We start from the raw sequence: 18,381 nt of genomic DNA, 5'->3' as shown, positions 1-18,381 counted from the left end.
AATCAGGATAATTGGAGGGAAGATATTGAAGAAAATCGCTTTTCTGGCCGCTGTGCTGGCCATGACGTCGGTAGGGATGGTAACTGCGGAAGAACGTCGCATCATTGTTGATGCGGTAGGCATGGTGCATGCGGCCCCGGATATGGCCACCATTACCCTGGGTGTAACAAACGAAGATGCACAGGCATCAAATGCGATGCAGGCGACTTCGGACGCGGTGACCAAAATTCTGACTCGACTGGATGAGATGGGGATCGAAACCCGTGATGTGCAGACACGTGATCTGTCTTTGTCGCCGGTATGGTCTGGGCGGAACAGTTCTAGCGGAGAGCGGCCCGAGATTTCCGGCTTTGTCGCATCCAACAGCGTCGTGGTGCGTGTTCGCGATCTGTCGCAGCTGGGTACCATCATGGATGCGGTCATTGACGACGGGGCCAACAATTTCGGCGGGCTGAGTTTCGGAATTCAGGATTCTGCACCGCATGAGGCACAGGCGCGGGCCAAGGCAGTGGGTGAGGCAAGGGCAAAGGCCAACCAACTGGCACAGGCGGCCGAAGTCACGCTGGGTCCGGTTCAGATGATCCGCGAACAGGCCGGAGGATTCAATCCCATGCCGCAAATGCGTGCAATGAACATGGCAGCTGAGGGCGGCGTTCCGGTTTCCGGGGGCGAGATTTCGGTCTCGGTCAACGTGTCGATGGAATTTCTGATTTCCGACTAGGATGTGTCGCTGGTTCGGGCCATCAGGGATTGCCGCTGCTGGCCCGACTGATCAAAATTGTCCGGCGACAGCCAGGCCTCGAAAGCCGAGCGGATGCGCGGCCATTCGGTATCGAGGATTGAATACCAGGCTGTATCGCGGTTGCGCCCTTTGTAATGGGTGGCCTGCCGAAAGACGCCTTCGAAGGTAAAGCCCAGCCTTTGGGCCGCACTGCAGGACGGGGCATTCAGCGCGTCGCATTTCCATTCGTAACGGCGATACCCCAGCTCGTCGAACACGCGGCGCATCATCAGGTACATCGTCTCGGTGGATTTCGGGCTGCGCTGCAGCAGCGGTGAGAAATGGATGTGCCCAACCTCGACCACACCGGCCGCAGGTTCAATCCGCAGGAACGAGGCCATGCCAATCGGGGTGCCATCACCGTCTAGCACTGTGTGGAACATGGGATCGGCATCCATACAGGACGCGCGGGTCCAGGCGGCGAAATCTTCTTCGCTGTCGAATGGGCCATAGGGCAGATAAGTCCAGTTCCGCCCATCAGTGTCATTGGCAAACGCCCGGTACAGACCGGGCGCATGCCTGTTCACATCAAGGGGCACGACCGAGCAATAGTGACCTTCCATCGGCGTATAAGGCGGCGTCGGGCGCGGAAAATTGCCCGAAACCGGCCGGCCGATGGGCTGGCCTAGATCGTTGGTATCGTGCCCAGCCATTTGTCAGGCCGTTGCCTTGGCCAGCGCCTGATCCAGATCGGCAATCAGATCGTTGGCGTCTTCGATGCCGATGGACACCCGAACAACGCTGGGACCGGCGCCTGCGGCCTCTTGCTGTTCCGGGGTCAGCTGACGGTGGGTGGTCGAGGCCGAATGAATGATCAACGACCGCGCGTCGCCCAGGTTGGCCACATGGCTGAAGATCTCCAGCGCGTTCACCAGTTTGACACAGGCGTCATAGCCGCCCTTGACCGCAAAAGTGAATAGCGCACCGGCCCCTTTGGGGTAATGCGTCTTGACCCGGTCGTGATAGGGCGACGAGGGCAAGCCCGCATAGGTCACATATTCCACGCGGTCATCGGCCTCTAGCCAGGCTGCGATCTTTTGCGCGTTCTCTACATGACGCTCCATTCGCAGAGACAGAGTCTCGATCCCCATCAGCGTGTAATGCGCCGCCTGTGGGTTCATCGTCATGCCCAGATCACGCAGGCCGATGGCGATGCCGTGGAATGTGAAGGCCAGCGGACCGAATGTCTCGTGGAATTTCAGCCCGTGATAGGCCGGTTCCGGCTGGCTGAGCGAGGAAAATTTGTCATTCGCGGACCAGTCGAACTTGCCCGAATCCACGATACAGCCGCCAGTGACAGTGCCGTTGCCGGTCAGGTATTTGGTGGTTGAATGCACAACCAGCGTCGCGCCGTGCTCAATCGGGCGGCACAGATAGGGTGTGGCCGAGGTGTTGTCGACGATCAGCGGAATGCCGGCGCCATCCGTCACATCCGCCAGTGCGCGGATATCGGTGACATAGCCGCCCGGGTTGGCGATGGATTCGCAGAACACCGCTCGTGTATTTTCGTCGATCGCGTCCTTCACAGCATCCAGATCGTCAGTATCCACAAACTTGGCAGACCAGCCGAACCGTTTGATCGTCTGGCTAAACTGAGTGATCGTGCCGCCATACAGCCGGGTCGAGGCCACCACGTTGTAGCCAGGTCCCATCAGCGGGAACAGTGCCATGATTTGGGCGGCATGACCGGACGAGCAGCAAACTGCTCCAACGCCACCCTCAAGCGTTGCCACGCGTTCCTGCAGAACCGCCACGGTGGGATTGGTCAGGCGGGAATAGATAAAGCCGACTTCCTGCAGGTTGAACAGAGCCGCCGCGTGGTCTGCATCGCGAAACACATATGCCGTTGTTTGATAAATCGGCGTCTGACGCGCACCTGTTGCCGGGTCAGGGCGTGCGCCTGCGTGAATTTGAAGCGTGTCGAAACCGTAGGTGGGGCCGTCAGACATGGTGAAAATCTCCTGTTGGGCTATGTGTTGCAGAATCTCTAGGCGATTGGACGCGTGCGCACAACATTGCTGTCAGCGCATCCATAGACCTTTGCTTTTGATCTTGTTGCGAATGACCTGCTCGCGCTGAGGCAGGTTTTCGCGATCGAACATCTCGCGTATTTTGTGCCCTTTGCGCTGGAGCACCAGTTTCTTTATTGGGTCATAGCCCTTGAGCACTTTCTTGAACTTGTTGGGCGCAACCACAGTTTCCAGAACCTCGATCACATGGTCGCTTTCGCGGGCATATAGCAGGGGAAACAGACGGTAGTGGCACGTGACCGACCCGTCCAGCAGGCCAGTGGGCAGTGCGTCGCGGCCGCCGCCAAGGGCATGGATAACCAGCGGCAATGCGACCTGATCCAGCCATGGGTCCAGTGTTTGGCCCGCGAGTTCCAGGATATCCTCATCCCGGATGGTGCAGGCATATTCCAGGAACCGTTCGCCGAACTGGCGTGGGCATCTATAAAAGAAATAACCCGCATTGAAATACAGGTAGCGCCGCCAGTATTCGGCCGGTTGGGCCTTGTCCAATGAGCTGTCGAAATCCAGTTCGAACCGCTCATACAGGGCGCGCCAGATACCGTCATACCCCGGACCATACAGGGTCGGGCGCGGCCATGTTCCCTCGACTTTCAGCGAGGCACCGGGGCGGTCAAAATCGAAGGGCACACTATTCAGGTCTCCGGTGACAAGCGTATCGCTGTCGAAAAAGACAAACGGTTCCCCCTTGGGCAAGGCCAACAGTGCTTCGATCTTGTTTCCATAGGGATAGCTTCCACCGAAAGCCCGGTTTTCAAACGGTAGAATTTCGGCCCCAAGCTGATGTAGCGCTTTCAGGACATCCTCATCCTGAATGCTGGGATCCTGTGACCAGCGGGCCCCTGGTTGAGGAACGGCAACGAACAGGCGGCCTGCGAAATTGGGACAGCTGTGTCGTAACGAGGCTGCAAACAGCAGTGCCTCGTATTGCAGCCGATTGTTTTGGCCGATGACCACGATATTGAATTTATTGTTGACGGTCTGCATCGGGCGTCTCTCGGGTTCGTGGCGTTGGGCCAGCACTGCTCGAATTTTGGTTGGGCGTACACTAGGTAGAGACGTGGCACAAAACCAGATGTGATCATAGATCATGCATCTGAAATTTGAATTCAGGACTTGCGCAACCATCTAGAGACCAGACCAAACAGGAGAAGCCGCATGAGAGTTAACGCAGATTTCACAAAACGTGTTGCTGTGCATTTCGACCGGAACGACTGGATTGCGTCACCTGCCGCAGGTGTCGAGCGCAAGATGTTGGACCGGATCGGGGAAGAGGTCGCCCGCGCCACCACGATTGTCCGCTTTGCCCCAGGAAGCGCCTTTGCCGCCCATACGCATGATGGAGGAGAGGAGTATCTGGTGCTGGACGGTGTGTTTCAGGACGAGACCGGTGATTTTCCTGCAGGTAGTTATGTGCGCAATCCTCCGACGTCTTCCCATACGCCTTCGGCAAAAGAAGGCGCGACGATACTAGTCAAACTGCACCAGTTTGACCCTGAGGACAGGACCGAAATTCGTCGGTCGATTACTGGGGATTCGAATCTTCAGCTTTTCAAGGACTCACGCGAAGATGTTCGCGTATTGAATCTGTCACCTGGCGAAAAGCTGGATCTGGATGCAGTCGATGGGTTGGAGTTGTTTGTCATCGCAGGTTCGGTGCAGGAATCCGACGAAGAATTTTCAGCCTGGGACTGGTTGAGATTACCGCCAGGTGCGCGTTCCACTGCTTTGGCAGGAGCAGAGGGCGCGCGAATTTGGATCAAATCCGGGCACCTGTCACAGATGATCTGAGCGGTTCCGGCCCAAAAAACCAGCAATGTACAGTAAAAAACCGGGTGTTTCGGCCTGGTTATTCATTTTTTGACCATTTGGCAAAATTTACCATTTGATAAAAAATCAGATTGTGCCAAGCTGAGGCCATAACAACATATCTACAGGGAGTAGAGCGATGGCACAGGGCCAGATGGTCCCCGGCATAGTCTCCGGGAGGCTTTCCAGCGATGAGCTGACCTCGAATTTCACGGATCTGCATCCACCACTTGCCCCGCATGAGGCCGCAGTGGCCGCGGATCGTTGCTATTTCTGCTATGACGCGCCGTGTGTGACGGCCTGTCCGACAGACATTGATATTCCATTGTTCATGCGCCAGATTCAGGCCGGTCAGCCTGAAGCTGCGGGTGAAACCATCCTTGGTCAGAATATCTTGGGTGGCATGTGCGCCCGTGTTTGTCCGACCGAAACGCTGTGCGAGGAAGTCTGCGTACGCGAAACCGCCGAAGGATCGCCAGTCGAGATCGGGCGTTTGCAGCGGTTTGCTACTGACAGCGTTATGGCATCGGGCGACCATCCGTTCCAGCGCGCCGCATTCACCGGCAAAACGGTGGCCGTGATCGGGGCAGGGCCCGCAGGGCTGGCCTGTGCGCATCGGCTGGCGATGCTGGGGCATGATGTGGTCATTCACGAAAGCCGCCCAAAACCCGGCGGTCTGAATGAATATGGAATTGCCGCCTATAAATCGACCAATGATTTCGCTCAGGCTGAGATCGATTGGTTGCTGAGGATCGGCGGCATCACCATCGAGACCGGATCGGTTCTGGGCGAGGGCCTGTCGCTGGATGGCCTTGTTGACAACTATGATGCGGTTTTCCTGTCCATCGGTCTGACAGGTGTGAATGCATTGCGGGCGGGCGGCGAGGATCTGACCGGCGTGCGCGACGCGGTCGACTTTATCTCGGATGTGCGTCAGGCGGCCGATCTGGCTGAGCTGCCCGTTGGGCGGAATGTCGTCGTCATCGGAGGCGGCATGACCGCGGTTGACGCAGCTGTAAAGTCGAAATTGCTGGGCGCGGAAAACGTCACCATCGCCTACCGGCGCGGACGCGAGGCGATGGGTGCCAGCCGCTATGAGCAGGATCTGGCCGCATCGCACGGCGTCAGGATCATGACCAATGTTCAGCCCGTAGCCGTACACGGCAACGGGGCAGCCGCCGAGATCGAATTGGAGTATACTGCCAGCCATGACGGTCAGTTGAAGGGCACCGGCGAGAAAACCCGCCTGCCTGCCGATCAGGTGCTGAAGGCAATAGGTCAGACGCTGGAAGGAGCGCCCGAAGGGCTGACGTTGGACGGGAACAAGATCGCCGTCACGGGCGCCGGGCGCACATCGGTACAAGCGGTCTGGGCCGGAGGCGACTGCGCCGCAGGCGGGGATGACCTGACCGTGACCGCAGTGGCCGAGGGGCGCGATGCCGCGATGGATATCCACGCAAGTCTGATTGCGTGAAACTCAATGATCAAGATGCCTGCAAGCATCAGGGAGGCCGGATAAATGGCTGATTTGAAATCGAACTTTCTGGGAATTGAAAGCCCCAACCCATATTGGCTGGCATCTGCGCCGCCGACGGACAAGGAATATAACGTCCGCCGTGCCTTTGAGGCCGGATGGGGGGGGGTCGTGTGGAAAACACTCGGGTCCGAAGGTCCACCGGTCGTCAATGTTAATGGCCCGCGGTATGGGGCGATCTACGGCGCAGACCGTCGGTTGTTGGGTCTGAACAATATCGAGCTGATTACAGACCGCCCATTAGAGGTAAACCTTGAAGAAATGGCGCGGGTTAAGGCTGATTATCCAGATCGCGCCCTGATCGCCTCGATCATGGTGCCGTGCGAGGAAGAAGCCTGGAAGGCTATCCTGCCGCGTGTTGCCGAAACCGGTGCCGACGGGATCGAACTGAACTTTGGCTGTCCACACGGGATGAGCGAGCGCGGGATGGGGGCGGCCGTAGGGCAGGTGCCGGAATATATCGAGATGGTGACGCGCTGGTGCAAGAAATACTATGACCGACCGGTCATCGTGAAACTGACGCCGAATATCACTGATATCCGCAAGCCGGCAGAAGCCGCAAAGAATGGTGGTGCGGATGCGGTATCGCTGATCAACACGATTAACTCGATTACCAGTGTCAATCTGGATAGCTTCAGCCCTGAACCCTCGATTGACGGCAAAGGCAGCCACGGCGGCTATTGTGGCCCTGCGGTGAAACCGATTGCCCTGTCGATGGTGTCCGAGATTTCGCGTGGACAGGCAACGAACGGAATGCCGATTTCGGGTATTGGCGGTGTGACTACCTGGCGCGATGCAGCAGAGTTTATGGCATTGGGTTGCGGCAATGTTCAGGTCTGCACGGCGGCGATGACCTATGGGTTCAAGATCATTGACGAACTGACGGCGGGTCTGTCGAAATGGATGGATGAAAAAGGGTATCAGGACGTTTCGGAAATTGTCGGTCTTGCGGTTCCAAACGTGACCGACTGGCAATATCTGAACCTGAATTATGTCGCCAAGGCCAAGATTGATCAGGATCAGTGCATCAAGTGTGGTCGTTGCTATGCCGCCTGCGAAGACACCAGCCACCAGGCCATTTCAATGTCCGAAGAGCGCGTGTTCGAGGTTATGGATGACGAATGTGTGGCCTGCAACCTGTGCGTGGATGTGTGCCCGGTCGAGGGATGTATTTCCATGGTGCCGATGGACGCTGGCGAAATCGACCCGCGCACGGGACAGGAAGTGCAGCCCGAATATAGCAACTGGACAACCCATCCCAACAATCCAATGGCGAAAGCCGCCGAGTAGTCCAAGAAAATTCGTCGAATCTTCTTAGAACAGGATGTCGATGGGGGGCGTTGTGGCAGTTTGCGACATATTGGGTGGCGGTGCGGATCAGATGATATCCGCGCCTCCTCACTTCGTCTTGGAACGCCTCATGCCCCACTTCTCGCTCTACCCACCCAACGAAAGCCTTACCACGGCACCTGTGTGTGGACAGGGAAGAAAAGAGTAGCGTCATCCTAGGCTCAGGGTGAGCGGGTTCCGGCTAACGAAAACCTAAGGCGCCAGCAATTTGCGGTAGAGCGTGTCGATAAACGGTTCAGCACCTTCATACGGGTCTTCGTCGCCAAGAATGGCCCGAACCTGGACATCGAAATCCGCATAATGCTGTGTCAAAGCCCAGATGGAGAAAATAAGATGGTAGGGATGGAGGCGCGCGATTTTACCCTGTTCCATCCAGGCCGTAAGGATTGCGGTCTTCTCATCCATCAAAGTTTTGAGATCATTGGACAATGCATCGTGTATGCGTGGTGCACCCTGGACCAGTTCATTGGCAAACAGACGGCTTTCGCGCGGAAGTTCCCGGCTCATTTGCAGTTTGCGATGGATATAAGCGCGTATCTCTTCCAAAGGGTCCCCGTCGGCGTCGAGATCATGGAGGGGGGCCAGCCAAATCTCGAGAAGGCCAGATAGAAGGGCCGTGTGAATCGCTTCTTTTGAGGGGAAATAGTACAGAAGATTCGGCTTGCTCAACCCGGCCTCGGCAGCAATCTGGTCGACGGTAGCACCGCGGAAACCGTAGGCAGAAAACACGTTCAAAGCGGCTTCTAGAATTGCAGCGCGGTTTTTTTTCTGAATTCGTGTTGGTGCGCGGTCTTTGGACATGTCTTTGCCTGTCTGATTTTTGGGCTCGCAAGTGCGGAATATGCCAAAAATTCCCACCGAGCTCTGCTATTTCTTGACTGATGTCGAACCCGTGATAGCGTGAGTTTGACCAGATGGTCAAATCAAGACACCAAAAGCGAGCAAATCGCAAGCAACAGGGAAGACTAGGATGGCAGCTCCGGCGCAGAACCTCAGGATCAATGGCGACAGGTTGTGGGACAGCCTGATGGAGATGGCCAAGATTGGCCCGGGTGTTGCGGGGGGCAATAATCGTCAGACCCTGACGGATGAAGATGCGGCAGGCCGCGCGCTGTTTCAGAAATGGTGCAAAGAGGCCGGGTGCACCATGGGGCTGGACCAAATGGGCAATATGTTTGCGCATCGAGAGGGCACGGACCCCGAGGCATTGCCGGTCTATGTGGGTTCACATCTGGATACGCAGCCGACAGGCGGCAAATATGACGGTGTTCTGGGTGTATTGGGCGGGCTGGAAATCATCCGCACGCTCAATGATTTGGGAATCAAGACCAAACATCCAATCGTTGCGACCAACTGGACGAATGAAGAAGGCACGCGCTATGCACCTGCGATGCTGTCCTCGGGGGTTTTTGCCGGGATGCATACGCAGGATTGGGCTTATGACCGTGAGGATGCCGAAGGTAAGAAGTTCGGAGATGAGCTGAGCCGCATTGGCTGGCGCGGTGATGAAGAGGTTGGTGCCCGAAAGATGCACGCCTTCTTTGAGCTGCATATCGAACAGGGCCCCATTCTTGAGGCCGAGGGGAAGGATATCGGCGTTGTCACCCATGGTCAGGGTCTCAGCTGGACCCAGATTACAGTTACCGGAAAGGACGCCCATACCGGGTCTACGCCGATGCCGATGCGCAAGAATGCCGGATTGGCGATGGCGCGCATCCTTGAAAAGGTTGACGAGATTGCTTGGTCCCATGCGCCCCACGCGGTGGGTGCGGCAGGGCATATTGATGTGTTTCCGAATTCGCGTAACGTGATCCCGGGGAAAGTTGTGTTTACTGTCGATCTCCGTTCGCCCGATCTGGACGTGATCACCGATATGGAAAATCGTCTGCGCGTAGCGGCCGAAGATATCGTGGATGAGATGGGCCTACAGATCGAATTCGAGAAGGTCGGCGGATTTGATCCGGTGCAATTTGATGAAGGCTGCGTGGCAGCCGTGCGCGATGCGGCTGAACGGTTGGGTTATTCTCATACAGATATCATTTCGGGCGCCGGTCATGATGCCTGCTGGATCAACCGGGTTGCACCAACAGCGATGGTGATGTGCCCTTGTGTGGATGGGCTAAGCCATAACGAAGCCGAAGAAATCAGCAAGGATTGGGCTGCCGCCGGGGCGGATGTTCTGTTTCATGCGGTCGTAGAGACGGCTGGAATTGTGGAATAGGGGGCTCTGCCCCCGTCGTCCGTTGGGCGACTCCCCCCGAGGTATTTGTAGCCAGATGAAGCAAGCGGCGCAGACCGCATCAGGGAGATTGATATGAGCACTGTTATCAAGAACGGGACCATCGTAACCGCGGATTTGTCTTACCAGGCGGATGTGAGGGTCGAGCATGGGGTGATCACCGAGATTGGGCCGGGCCTGAAAGGTGATACGGAACTGGATGCGACGGGCTGCTATGTGATGCCTGGCGGGATCGACCCGCATACGCATTTGGAAATGCCGTTCATGGGCACCTATTCCAGCGATGATTTTGAGAGCGGAACCCGGGCGGCATTGGCCGGAGGAACCACGATGGTGGTTGATTTCGCTCTGCCCAACCCAGGTGAAAGCCTGTTGGATGCGCTCAAGCGCTGGGATAACAAGTCGACACGTGCAAATTGCGACTATTCTTTCCACATGGCGGTGACCTGGTGGGGCGAGCAGGTGTTTGATGACCTCAAGACGGTGATCGAGACACGCGGCATCAACACGTTCAAGCATTTCATGGCCTATAAGGGCGCGTTGATGGTCAATGACGATGAAATGTATGCTTCGTTCAAGCGTCTTGCCGAGCTGGGTGGAACGGCCATGGTGCATGCCGAGAATGGCGATGTTGTTGCCGAGCTCAGCGCCAAGCTGTTGGCCGAAGGCAATACAGGTCCCGAGGCACATGCCTATTCCCGTCCGCCGCAGGTCGAGGGCGAAGCGACCAACCGCGCGATCATGATCGCGGATATGGCCGGAGTGCCCCTGTATGTGGTGCACACCTCGTGCGAAGAGGCGCATGAGGCCATTCGGCGTGCCAAGATGCAGGGCAAGCGGGTGTGGGGGGAACCTTTGATCCAGCATCTGACCTTGGATGAGAGCGAGTATTTCAACCAGGATTGGGACCACGCGGCGCGGCGGGTCATGAGCCCTCCGTTCCGAAACAAGCAGCATCAGGATAGCCTGTGGAACGGATTACAATCTGGTTCGTTGAGTGTCGTGGCCACCGACCATTGCGCCTTTACGACGGATCAGAAACGCTTTGGCGTGGGGGATTTCACCAAGATCCCGAACGGTACCGGAGGGTTGGAAGACCGGATGCCGATGCTGTGGACTCATGGGGTGAACACTGGTCGGCTGACGCCAAATGAATTTGTGGCAGTCACTTCAACAAACATCGCCAAGATATTGAATTGTTATCCAAAAAAGGGCGCAGTTCTTGTAGGTGCCGATGCCGATTTGGTGGTGTGGGATCCTGAGAAAGGCAAGACGATCAGCGCGAAATCGCAGCAATCTTCGATCGACTACAACGTGTTTGAGGGCAAAGAGGTCAAAGGCTTGCCGCGCTTTACTCTGACCCGTGGGCAGGTTGCAGTGCATGACGGAGAGATCAGGACTCAGGAAGGCCATGGCCAATTTGTTGAACGCGAGGCCAATACAACCGTCAACAAGGCGCTGAGTACTTGGAAAGAGCTGACAGCGCCGCGACCGGTGGTACGCACGGGTATTCCAGCAACCGGTGTATGACAGAATATGTGGCAGATATCACGTCTTATTACGGTTTAAGTTCAAGGGGATGGAATGAATATTGAAACCGCTGCACCGCCTGTAATCGAGGCGCGGCAACTGGATCTGACCTTTCAGACCAATGACGGGCCGGTCCACGCTCTGAAGGATGTGAACCTGACCATCGAAAAGGGAGAATTCGTCAGCTTCATCGGGCCCTCCGGCTGTGGTAAGACCACCTTTTTGCGGTGCATCGCTGCGTTGGAAACACCGACTGGCGGGACATTGACCGTCAACGGTATGACTCCGGATGAGGCGCGGCGGAAACGGGCCTATGGTTATGTATTTCAGGCCGCGGGTCTGTACCCTTGGCGCACCATTTCCAAGAACATCAAGCTCCCGCTTGAAATCATGGGGTTTACAGCTGCCGAGCAGGAAGAACGCGTAAACAAGGTTTTGGAACTTGTTGATCTTGAGGGGTTTGGTGGAAAGTTTCCCTGGCAGTTGTCGGGTGGAATGCAGCAACGGGCCAGCATCGCACGGGCGTTGGCCTTTGATGCGGATATCCTGCTTATGGACGAACCTTTTGGCGCGTTGGATGAGATTGTCCGCGATCACCTGAACGAGCAGCTTCTGGCACTTTGGGCGCGGACTGAAAAGACCATTGGGTTTGTCACCCATTCCATCCCTGAGGCCGTCTATCTGAGCACCAAGATCGTTGTAATGAGCCCTCGGCCCGGACGGATCACTGACGTGATCGACAGTCCGTTGCCGAAAGAGCGGCCGCTCGATATTCGCGACACGCCGGAATTCATCGAAGTTGCCCATAGGGTGCGAGAAGGGTTGCGCGCGGGGCATTCGGATGAATAGCAGCGGGTTCAAGGCATTCTGGGCTGTATTGACGGTACTGGCCGTCATAGTAGCCTTTTGGTACGCCGCTTGTATTCCGATGAATATCAAAGGTGTTCTGACCGAACAGGAACGGGCCGGCGCCACAGTTCAGCCACCCTCGGCAAAAGATCGTCGCGATCTGTCCGAATTCAGCCTGGTTCTGGACAATAGCTTTGCCATTCCAGCCACGTGGGAACAGGATCGTCCACGGTTGCCCGCTCCGCATCAGGTGGCCGTTGAGATATGGAAGACAACAGTTCAGAAGAAAATCACCTCAAAGCGCTCGCTGGTTTATCACGGCTGGGTGACGCTGAGTGCGACGATACTGGGTTTTGCCATTGGCACCGGTCTGGGAATTCTGCTGGCTGTTGGGATCGTACATAGCCGGGTCATGGACCTGTCGGTCATGCCCTGGGCGATAGTCAGCCAGACCATCCCGATCATCGCTCTGGCCCCGATGATCATTGTGGTCCTATATTCCGTTGGCGTGCAGGGGATTATCCCCAAGGCGGTCATATCGGCCTATCTCAGCTTTTTTCCTGTCGTGGTCGGCATGGTCAAAGGTTTGCGCAGCCCTGATGCGATGCAACTGGATTTGCTGCGTACCTATAGCGCGAGCCACGCGCAGGGGTTCTGGAAACTGCGTTTGCCGGCCTCGATGCCGTATCTGTTCACATCGCTGAAGATAGGCATTGCGGCTTCATTGGTAGGGGCCATCGTGGGGGAATTGCCCACCGGGGCAGTCGCGGGGCTGGGCGCGCGCCTGCTGGCAGGCAGCTATTATGGTCAGACCGTGCAAATCTGGTCGGCCCTGTTTGCGGCGGCGATTCTGGCGGCCTGTCTTGTGGGGCTTCTGGGGCTGATTGAAAAGTCGGTCCTGAAACGGATGGGGATTGCGCAATGATACCAATTCTGGGCGCACTCGGTGTGTGGCTGTTGGGATGGTGGTTGAACAGCCGCTTGGCCAGCGGGCCCTATGCTGATACGCGGATGGTCCGGTTTCTGGCTCCGCTGATCTTTGGTCTGACTATCATCATCATCTGGGAGCTTTTGGTGCGCGGCCTTGAGGTGTCTTTGGTCATTCTGCCCGCTCCATCGGTTATCTGGATTCGGTTCTGGGACAGTTTGCCCACGCTTTGGATGGATTTCGTGCAAACCATCATCAAGGGCGCGCTGAGCGGTTACATCATCGGCTGTGGAGCCGCCTTCCTGATGGCGATTGCAGTGGACCGGTGGGATTTTCTGCGCCTTGGGCTTTTGCCCGTGGGCAACTTCGTGGCCGCTCTGCCGATTGTTGGCACCGCGCCGATTCTGGTCATGTGGTTCGGGTTCGACTGGCACTCCAAAGCGGCGGTGGTTGTCGTGATGGTCTTTTTCCCAATGCTGGTGAACACCGTCGCCGGGCTGCGCGAGGCGACAGCAATGCAGCGCGACCTGATGGAGACTTATGCCGCCACGTATTGGCAGAGCTTTCTGAAGCTGCGCTTGCCTGCCGCGATGCCATTTGTTTTCAATGGTCTCAAGATATCCACCACCCTTGCATTGATCGGCGCTATCGTGGCCGAGTTCTTTGGCTCACCGACGCTTGGCATGGGTTTTCGGATATCAACCAGCGTGGGGCAGCTCTCACTGGATATGGTCTGGGCCGAGATCGTAGTGGCGGCTTTGGCTGGGACATCATTCTATGGTCTGGTGGCCATGATCGAAAAGGCGGTGACCTTCTGGCACCCATCGCAGCGCGGATAAAAATTCAACAGACCCCAAAAATGAAAAATGGGGCGCCAACTGAAACTAGGAGATGTGAAGATGAAAAAGATACTCAGCGGGGCGGTTGCCGCCTTTAGCCTGGCCGCCAGTGCAGCCTGGTCGGCGGATGAGGTGACATTGCAGTTGAAATGGGTCACGCAAGCTCAGTTCGCAGGTTATTACGTGGCCAAAGACAAAGGGTTCTACGAAGAAGAAGGTCTTGATGTCACCATTCTGCCAGGCGGCCCGGACATAGCGCCGACACAGGTCATTGCCGGTGGCGGCGCTGACGTGACGGTCGAGTGGATGCCAGCTGCGTTGGCCGCGCGCGAAAAGGGCCTGCCGCTGGTGAATATTGCCCAGCCTTTCAAAAGCTCGGGTATGATGCTGACCTGCTGGAAAGATGCCGGTATTTCCGCACCAGAAGACCTTAAGAACCGGACACTGGGCGTCTGGTTCTTTGGCAACGAATTCCCCTTCATGAGCTGGATGAGCCAGCTGGGCATTGATACCGGTGGCAAGAGCGAAAATGGCGTCGAGGTTTTGAAGCAGGGCTTTAATGTCGACCCGCTGCTGCAGCGTCAGGCTGATTGCATCAGCACCATGACCTATAACGAATACTGGCAGGTCATAGATTCCGGCGTCAGCCCCGACGAACTGGTCACATTCAAATACGAAGATCAGGGCGTCGCGACGCTGGAAGACGGCCTGTACGTTCTTGAAGAGAACCTGAGCGACGCGGCATTTGTCGACAAGATGGAACGTTTCGTGCGGGCTTCGATGAAGGGGTGGAAATATGCCGAAGAGAACCCAGATGAAGCGGCCGATATCGTGCTTGAAAATGACGCGACTGGCGCCCAAACCGAAGCGCATCAGAAACGTATGATGGGTGAGATTGCCAAGCTGACTGCGGGCTCAAACGGATCGCTTGATCCGGCGGATTTTGAGCGCACTGTAGGGACGCTGCTTGCCGGTGGTTCTGATCCCGTTATCACCAAACAACCCGAAGGTGCCTGGACGCATCAGATTTCGGATGCAGCACTGAACTGAGTCAGGTTCACGATGGAATATGGCGCGGTCCCAAACGGGGCCGCGTTTTTTGTTGGAAGCGTCGAAAATGTGACTGCACTTGTAGGGCGTTTGTCATAGTAATTACCTGTAAATTATAGCAAACTGTTCAACATGGAGGATATTAGGTAGATAATGCAAGATTTTACAACAGAATTCAGGTCGGCGCTTGCTTTGATCCTTCATTGGGATCCGGAGCTGTGGGCGATTGTTCTGTTGTCCCTGAAAGTCTCTGTTTTTGCCGTTCTGATTTCTGCCGTTATCGGGATGCCCATGGGCGCGGCTTTGGCCGTTGCGCGTTTTCCAGGGCGGCGGATTCTGATCGTCTTGATGAATGCCTTGATGGGCTTGCCCCCGGTTGTGGTTGGTTTGCTAGTCTATCTGATGCTGTCGCGTTCCGGCCCGTTGGGGGTCCTTGAATTGCTCTACACACCGACGGCGATGATTATTGCTCAGGTCGTTCTGGTGACCCCGATCGTTGCCGCACTGACACGTCAAGTGGTCGAAATGCTGGCCGAGGAATATTCCGAGCAACTCCGCTCACTCGGCCTGTCGCGGATGGCATCGATTCCGGTGCTATTGTGGGATGCGCGGCTGTCTCTTGTTACGGCATTGCTGGCGGGGTTTGGCCGTGCGATTGCCGAAGTTGGAGCGGTTATTATCGTTGGCGGCAATATCAACCACGTCACGCGGGTGATGACGACGACGATCGCCCTTGAAACGTCCAAGGGTAATTTGGCCTTGGCGCTTGCGCTTGGGGCGATCCTGATTGCCATAGCCATCGCAGTAAACGCCATGGTCAGCACGCTTAGCCTGCGGGCCGAGAAGGAAGGGTTGCGCCATGCGTGATCTGGTGCCCGAGATGGTGAAATGTCTTTCTGTTCACAGTTTACAGATTTCCCGCAAGGGAAAGACACTGCTTCAAGTGCCAGAGCTATCCCTGATGGGGCTGGGACCAACTTTGATCCTTGGGCCGAACGGAGCGGGCAAGAGCCTGCTTTTGCGCTGTTTGCACGGGCTTATCGTCCCGGATAGCGGCAGGGTTCAGCAGGACGGGATTGCCCTGAATGCGTATCACAAATCACGACAGGCGATGGTGTTTCAAAGACCGGTTCTGTTGCGCCGGTCCGTGTCAGCCAATCTTGATTTTGTGCTAAAGCGTCAGGGCATGTCCCGTGCAACTCGCAAATCCCGGATCGACGAATTGCTGGCCGAAGGTGGGCTAGAGGGTAAGGCGCGCCAGTCCGCCAGATCGCTGTCCGGGGGCGAGGCGCAACGGCTGGCCATCCTGCGCGCGCTGGCGCTGGACCCGGAGACTTTGTTCCTGGACGAACCAACCAGTTCGCTTGATCCCGGTGCTACGCAGATGATCGAACGGATGATCTTGCGCGCTTCGAACCGAGGGGTGCGCATTGTCATGGTATCCCACGATATCGGTCAGGCACGCCGTCTGGCAGCGGATATCGTCATGATGCAGTCCGGACACGTGGTCGAACACGGTGCTGCCAAACAAGTGCTGGATGCCCCGACAAGTGACGCCGCGCGCCGGTTTGTTGCCGGTGGTCTGGTAACCTAATCAGAATATGGAGTTCAAATGATCCGCAAATTCGTCGGGGCTGCAGTAATAGCGCTTGGCCTGAACACTACAGCCGCATTGACCGAAACCCCATTTATTGTAGTCCAATCAACCACGTCGACGCAGAATTCGGGCTTGTTCGACCATATCCTGCCAGGCTTTGAAGCCGAAAGCGGGATTGATGTCCGCGTGGTGGCTGTTGGTACAGGGCAGGCGATCCGCAATGCGATCAACGGTGACGGGGACGTCTTGCTGGTTCACGCCAAACCTGCCGAAGAGAAGTTTGTGGCAGATGGTTGGGGTGTTGAGCGGTCGGACGTGATGTACAATGATTTCGTCCTTGTGGGGCCAAAATCCGATCCCGCCAAAGTGAAAGGTGGGACTGACATTATCGCGGCGCTGACCGCCGTGGCTAAGGCCAAGGCGCCCTTCGCCTCACGCGGGGATGACAGCGGGACGCATAAGGCGGAGCTGGGCCATTGGGCCTCGTCCGGTATCGACCCGACCGACGCTTCGGGCACTTGGTACCGGGAAACTGGATCCGGGATGGGGGCGACACTGAACGTGGCTAGTGGGATGGGTGCCTATGCGCTGACGGATCGGGCGACCTGGCAGAGCTTTGGCAACAAGGGAAACCTAGAGGTCATGGTTGAGGGCGATCCACTCCTGTTCAATCAATATGGGATTATTCTTGTGAACCCTGACAAGCATCCCAAAGTGCGGGCGGCCTCGGGGCAGCGCTTTATTGACTGGTTGACCGGGCCCGAAGGGCAGGCGGCCATCGCATCTTACACGCTGGACGGCCAGCAGCTGTTCTTTCCCAACGCCCAATAGGGTCAGCCGCTGGCTCCATTGTGATGGATGGTTCCCAGATCCGACAAGTCATACCCGCCGAATTCTTCTGCCCGGGTGGCAAAGCGGTCGGATTGCACAAAGCCGAGCAACCGAAGCATCGGGCCGTCGAAATAGGCGCGCCTCCAGATAGCAAGGTCCAGGCGTTCGGTATGGGTCGGGGCAAAGCCCAGATTGTACAGCCCTGCTAGCGCACCCAGGCCGAATCCGGCATCGGCTTTATTGTCATGCAGGGCTATGGCCAGCTCTTCTTCGGTACGTGCGCAGGTCGGCAGGGTATCCAGATCGTCTCGGTTCAGGCCGTGCGCCTGCAGTTGCGTGTCGAACAACCGTTGACTGGCGGCACTGTCCTGACGCAGCAAAACGCGACGGCCCCGGAGGTCAGAAAAGTCCGATATCCCAGTCACACCGGGGGCCATCAGCAACCCACGCTGGCGTTTTGCTAGTTCGAACAGAATGACGGGTGCCTCTCCCAGATGGTCCTGCAGAGATTGCGTGTTAAATCCGTCTGTCTCGTGGATATGCAGCGCCGCAGCCTGCGCTGATCGTTCTTTCAGGCGATTCAAGCCGTCAAATGAGCCGTCATAATAAGTTGCCAGGCCTGACCCGCTTTCCCGCAGAGCCCAATCCAACAGCGGATCATGACTGCCCGCCACGATCGGCGGCAGCGACGGTTCTGCGACCTGCGGTCCGCTGCGCGATGCGTTCAGCCAGGCAATGACTTCGGCCCTTGGAAACAAGAGTTTGCCCATGGCACGGACACAGGGGACCTCGCCGGATGAGGCAAGGTCATAGGCTTTACGCTCGCCAATGCGCAGCAGGTCCGCCAGTTCTTTGGTGGTCAGGTATTCTGACATTCAGTCGAGGCGCACGGCCGAACCCGCGCTGGCATTCGCCGCGCTGAATCCGAATTGGCCTAAGGCAAACGGCGCAGCGACGGCAATTACAGCCATCGTGGCAACTGCGGCTAGAAAGGCTTTCATATTTACCTCCGGT

Annotated in this window: 19 protein-coding genes; 13 read left to right on the top strand and 6 right to left on the bottom strand. The window is 56.9% G+C overall.

Annotated features, from left to right (window positions below):
• Positions 1–25 precede the first annotated feature (25 nt).
• Complete coding sequence (locus AC2FH9_RS02255) at positions 26–721, top strand: SIMPL domain-containing protein (protein ID WP_496870614.1); 696 nt, start codon at positions 26–28, stop codon at positions 719–721.
• Here AC2FH9_RS02255 and AC2FH9_RS02250 read toward each other — a convergent pair.
• From AC2FH9_RS02250 to AC2FH9_RS02240, 3 genes are all read right to left on the bottom strand, one after another.
• Positions 718–1,434 (bottom strand): GNAT family N-acetyltransferase, encoded by a 717-nt coding sequence (locus AC2FH9_RS02250; protein ID WP_496870613.1) that lies wholly within the window; start codon positions 1,432–1,434, stop codon positions 718–720. The two genes, AC2FH9_RS02255 and AC2FH9_RS02250, sit on opposite strands and share 4 nt — an antisense overlap.
• 3 nt (positions 1,435–1,437) lie before the next feature.
• Positions 1,438–2,730, bottom strand: coding sequence for an O-acetylhomoserine aminocarboxypropyltransferase/cysteine synthase family protein (locus AC2FH9_RS02245; RefSeq protein WP_496870610.1), 1,293 nt, complete (start codon positions 2,728–2,730; stop codon positions 1,438–1,440).
• A gap of 72 nt (positions 2,731–2,802) precedes the next feature.
• Complete coding sequence (locus AC2FH9_RS02240; protein ID WP_496870607.1) at positions 2,803–3,798, bottom strand: GT-B fold glycosyltransferase domain-containing protein; 996 nt, start codon at positions 3,796–3,798, stop codon at positions 2,803–2,805.
• Positions 3,799–3,969: 171 nt separating this feature from the next.
• Here AC2FH9_RS02240 and AC2FH9_RS02235 point away from each other — a divergent pair, with 171 nt between their 5' ends.
• From AC2FH9_RS02235 to preA, 3 genes are all read left to right on the top strand, one after another.
• Positions 3,970–4,602 (top strand): cupin domain-containing protein, encoded by a 633-nt coding sequence (locus AC2FH9_RS02235; protein ID WP_496695112.1) that lies wholly within the window; start codon positions 3,970–3,972, stop codon positions 4,600–4,602.
• A 157-nt stretch (positions 4,603–4,759) separates the two neighbouring features.
• Entirely contained in the window at positions 4,760–6,094 is a 1,335-nt protein-coding gene (locus AC2FH9_RS02230; protein WP_496690719.1) for an NAD(P)-dependent oxidoreductase, read from the top strand.
• Between the two features lie 45 nt (positions 6,095–6,139).
• Positions 6,140–7,444: an NAD-dependent dihydropyrimidine dehydrogenase subunit PreA gene (preA, locus tag AC2FH9_RS02225; protein ID WP_142634390.1), complete on the top strand. Its 1,305-nt coding sequence runs from the start codon at positions 6,140–6,142 to the stop codon at positions 7,442–7,444.
• A gap of 252 nt (positions 7,445–7,696) precedes the next feature.
• On the opposite strand, the gene AC2FH9_RS02220 is transcribed toward preA, so the two are convergent.
• A complete protein-coding gene (locus AC2FH9_RS02220; RefSeq protein ID WP_142634388.1) occupies positions 7,697–8,305 on the bottom strand; it encodes a TetR family transcriptional regulator C-terminal domain-containing protein in 609 nt (202 codons plus the stop codon).
• A gap of 169 nt (positions 8,306–8,474) precedes the next feature.
• On the opposite strand from AC2FH9_RS02220, the gene AC2FH9_RS02215 reads away from it, so the two are divergent.
• From AC2FH9_RS02215 to AC2FH9_RS02175, 9 genes are all read left to right on the top strand, one after another.
• Complete coding sequence (locus tag AC2FH9_RS02215; protein WP_496868399.1) at positions 8,475–9,725, top strand: Zn-dependent hydrolase; 1,251 nt, start codon at positions 8,475–8,477, stop codon at positions 9,723–9,725.
• Positions 9,726–9,818: 93 nt separating this feature from the next.
• Complete coding sequence (hydA, locus tag AC2FH9_RS02210) at positions 9,819–11,273, top strand: dihydropyrimidinase (RefSeq protein WP_496870605.1); 1,455 nt, start codon at positions 9,819–9,821, stop codon at positions 11,271–11,273.
• A 54-nt stretch (positions 11,274–11,327) separates the two neighbouring features.
• Positions 11,328–12,122: an ABC transporter ATP-binding protein gene (locus AC2FH9_RS02205; protein WP_271946553.1), complete on the top strand. Its 795-nt coding sequence runs from the start codon at positions 11,328–11,330 to the stop codon at positions 12,120–12,122.
• Positions 12,115–13,047, top strand: a complete 933-nt coding sequence (locus AC2FH9_RS02200) for an ABC transporter permease (RefSeq protein WP_142634380.1) — start codon at positions 12,115–12,117, stop codon at positions 13,045–13,047. Before AC2FH9_RS02205 ends, AC2FH9_RS02200 begins: the two co-directional genes overlap by 8 nt.
• Positions 13,044–13,889, top strand: coding sequence for an ABC transporter permease (locus tag AC2FH9_RS02195; RefSeq protein ID WP_142634378.1), 846 nt, complete (start codon positions 13,044–13,046; stop codon positions 13,887–13,889). The genes AC2FH9_RS02200 and AC2FH9_RS02195 overlap by 4 nt, the downstream gene beginning before the upstream one ends.
• Positions 13,890–13,949: 60 nt before the next feature.
• Complete coding sequence (locus AC2FH9_RS02190; RefSeq protein WP_271946556.1) at positions 13,950–14,939, top strand: ABC transporter substrate-binding protein; 990 nt, start codon at positions 13,950–13,952, stop codon at positions 14,937–14,939.
• Between the two features lie 153 nt (positions 14,940–15,092).
• Complete coding sequence (locus AC2FH9_RS02185) at positions 15,093–15,806, top strand: ABC transporter permease (protein ID WP_281994749.1); 714 nt, start codon at positions 15,093–15,095, stop codon at positions 15,804–15,806.
• Positions 15,799–16,533, top strand: coding sequence for an ATP-binding cassette domain-containing protein (locus AC2FH9_RS02180; RefSeq protein WP_496870604.1), 735 nt, complete (start codon positions 15,799–15,801; stop codon positions 16,531–16,533). Before AC2FH9_RS02185 ends, AC2FH9_RS02180 begins: the two co-directional genes overlap by 8 nt.
• An 18-nt stretch (positions 16,534–16,551) precedes the next feature.
• Positions 16,552–17,367, top strand: a complete 816-nt coding sequence (locus AC2FH9_RS02175) for an ABC transporter substrate-binding protein (RefSeq protein WP_496870602.1) — start codon at positions 16,552–16,554, stop codon at positions 17,365–17,367.
• Between the two features lie 2 nt (positions 17,368–17,369).
• Here the strand turns inward: AC2FH9_RS02175 and AC2FH9_RS02170 are convergent, their stop codons facing one another.
• Entirely contained in the window at positions 17,370–18,242 is an 873-nt protein-coding gene (locus AC2FH9_RS02170; protein WP_271946567.1) for a substrate-binding domain-containing protein, read from the bottom strand.
• Complete coding sequence (locus tag AC2FH9_RS02165) at positions 18,243–18,368, bottom strand: hypothetical protein (protein ID WP_271946568.1); 126 nt, start codon at positions 18,366–18,368, stop codon at positions 18,243–18,245. It lies immediately after the preceding gene.
• Positions 18,369–18,381: the final 13 nt, after the last annotated feature.

This window comes from Ruegeria sp. CDSC081 (assembly GCF_059610485.1).
This window is presented reverse-complemented; position numbering and strand designations above follow the sequence as displayed.

What these genes read in the sequence shown, in the direction of transcription:
- AC2FH9_RS02250 (WP_496870613.1), bottom strand. Translation starts at nt 1,434, where the DNA reads ATGGCTGGGCACGATACCAACGATCTAGGCCAGCCCATCGGCCGGCCG.
- AC2FH9_RS02245 (WP_496870610.1), bottom strand. Translation starts at nt 2,730, where the DNA reads ATGTCTGACGGCCCCACCTACGGTTTCGACACGCTTCAAATTCACGCA.
- AC2FH9_RS02240 (WP_496870607.1), bottom strand. Translation starts at nt 3,798, where the DNA reads ATGCAGACCGTCAACAATAAATTCAATATCGTGGTCATCGGCCAAAAC.
- AC2FH9_RS02235 (WP_496695112.1), top strand. Translation starts at nt 3,970, where the DNA reads ATGAGAGTTAACGCAGATTTCACAAAACGTGTTGCTGTGCATTTCGAC.
- AC2FH9_RS02230 (WP_496690719.1), top strand. Translation starts at nt 4,760, where the DNA reads ATGGCACAGGGCCAGATGGTCCCCGGCATAGTCTCCGGGAGGCTTTCC.
- preA (WP_142634390.1), top strand. Translation starts at nt 6,140, where the DNA reads ATGGCTGATTTGAAATCGAACTTTCTGGGAATTGAAAGCCCCAACCCA.
- AC2FH9_RS02220 (WP_142634388.1), bottom strand. Translation starts at nt 8,305, where the DNA reads ATGTCCAAAGACCGCGCACCAACACGAATTCAGAAAAAAAACCGCGCT.
- AC2FH9_RS02215 (WP_496868399.1), top strand. Translation starts at nt 8,475, where the DNA reads ATGGCAGCTCCGGCGCAGAACCTCAGGATCAATGGCGACAGGTTGTGG.
- hydA (WP_496870605.1), top strand. Translation starts at nt 9,819, where the DNA reads ATGAGCACTGTTATCAAGAACGGGACCATCGTAACCGCGGATTTGTCT.
- AC2FH9_RS02205 (WP_271946553.1), top strand. Translation starts at nt 11,328, where the DNA reads ATGAATATTGAAACCGCTGCACCGCCTGTAATCGAGGCGCGGCAACTG.
- AC2FH9_RS02200 (WP_142634380.1), top strand. Translation starts at nt 12,115, where the DNA reads ATGAATAGCAGCGGGTTCAAGGCATTCTGGGCTGTATTGACGGTACTG.
- AC2FH9_RS02195 (WP_142634378.1), top strand. Translation starts at nt 13,044, where the DNA reads ATGATACCAATTCTGGGCGCACTCGGTGTGTGGCTGTTGGGATGGTGG.
- AC2FH9_RS02190 (WP_271946556.1), top strand. Translation starts at nt 13,950, where the DNA reads ATGAAAAAGATACTCAGCGGGGCGGTTGCCGCCTTTAGCCTGGCCGCC.
- AC2FH9_RS02185 (WP_281994749.1), top strand. Translation starts at nt 15,093, where the DNA reads ATGCAAGATTTTACAACAGAATTCAGGTCGGCGCTTGCTTTGATCCTT.
- AC2FH9_RS02180 (WP_496870604.1), top strand. Translation starts at nt 15,799, where the DNA reads ATGCGTGATCTGGTGCCCGAGATGGTGAAATGTCTTTCTGTTCACAGT.
- AC2FH9_RS02175 (WP_496870602.1), top strand. Translation starts at nt 16,552, where the DNA reads ATGATCCGCAAATTCGTCGGGGCTGCAGTAATAGCGCTTGGCCTGAAC.
- AC2FH9_RS02170 (WP_271946567.1), bottom strand. Translation starts at nt 18,242, where the DNA reads ATGTCAGAATACCTGACCACCAAAGAACTGGCGGACCTGCTGCGCATT.
- AC2FH9_RS02165 (WP_271946568.1), bottom strand. Translation starts at nt 18,368, where the DNA reads ATGAAAGCCTTTCTAGCCGCAGTTGCCACGATGGCTGTAATTGCCGTC.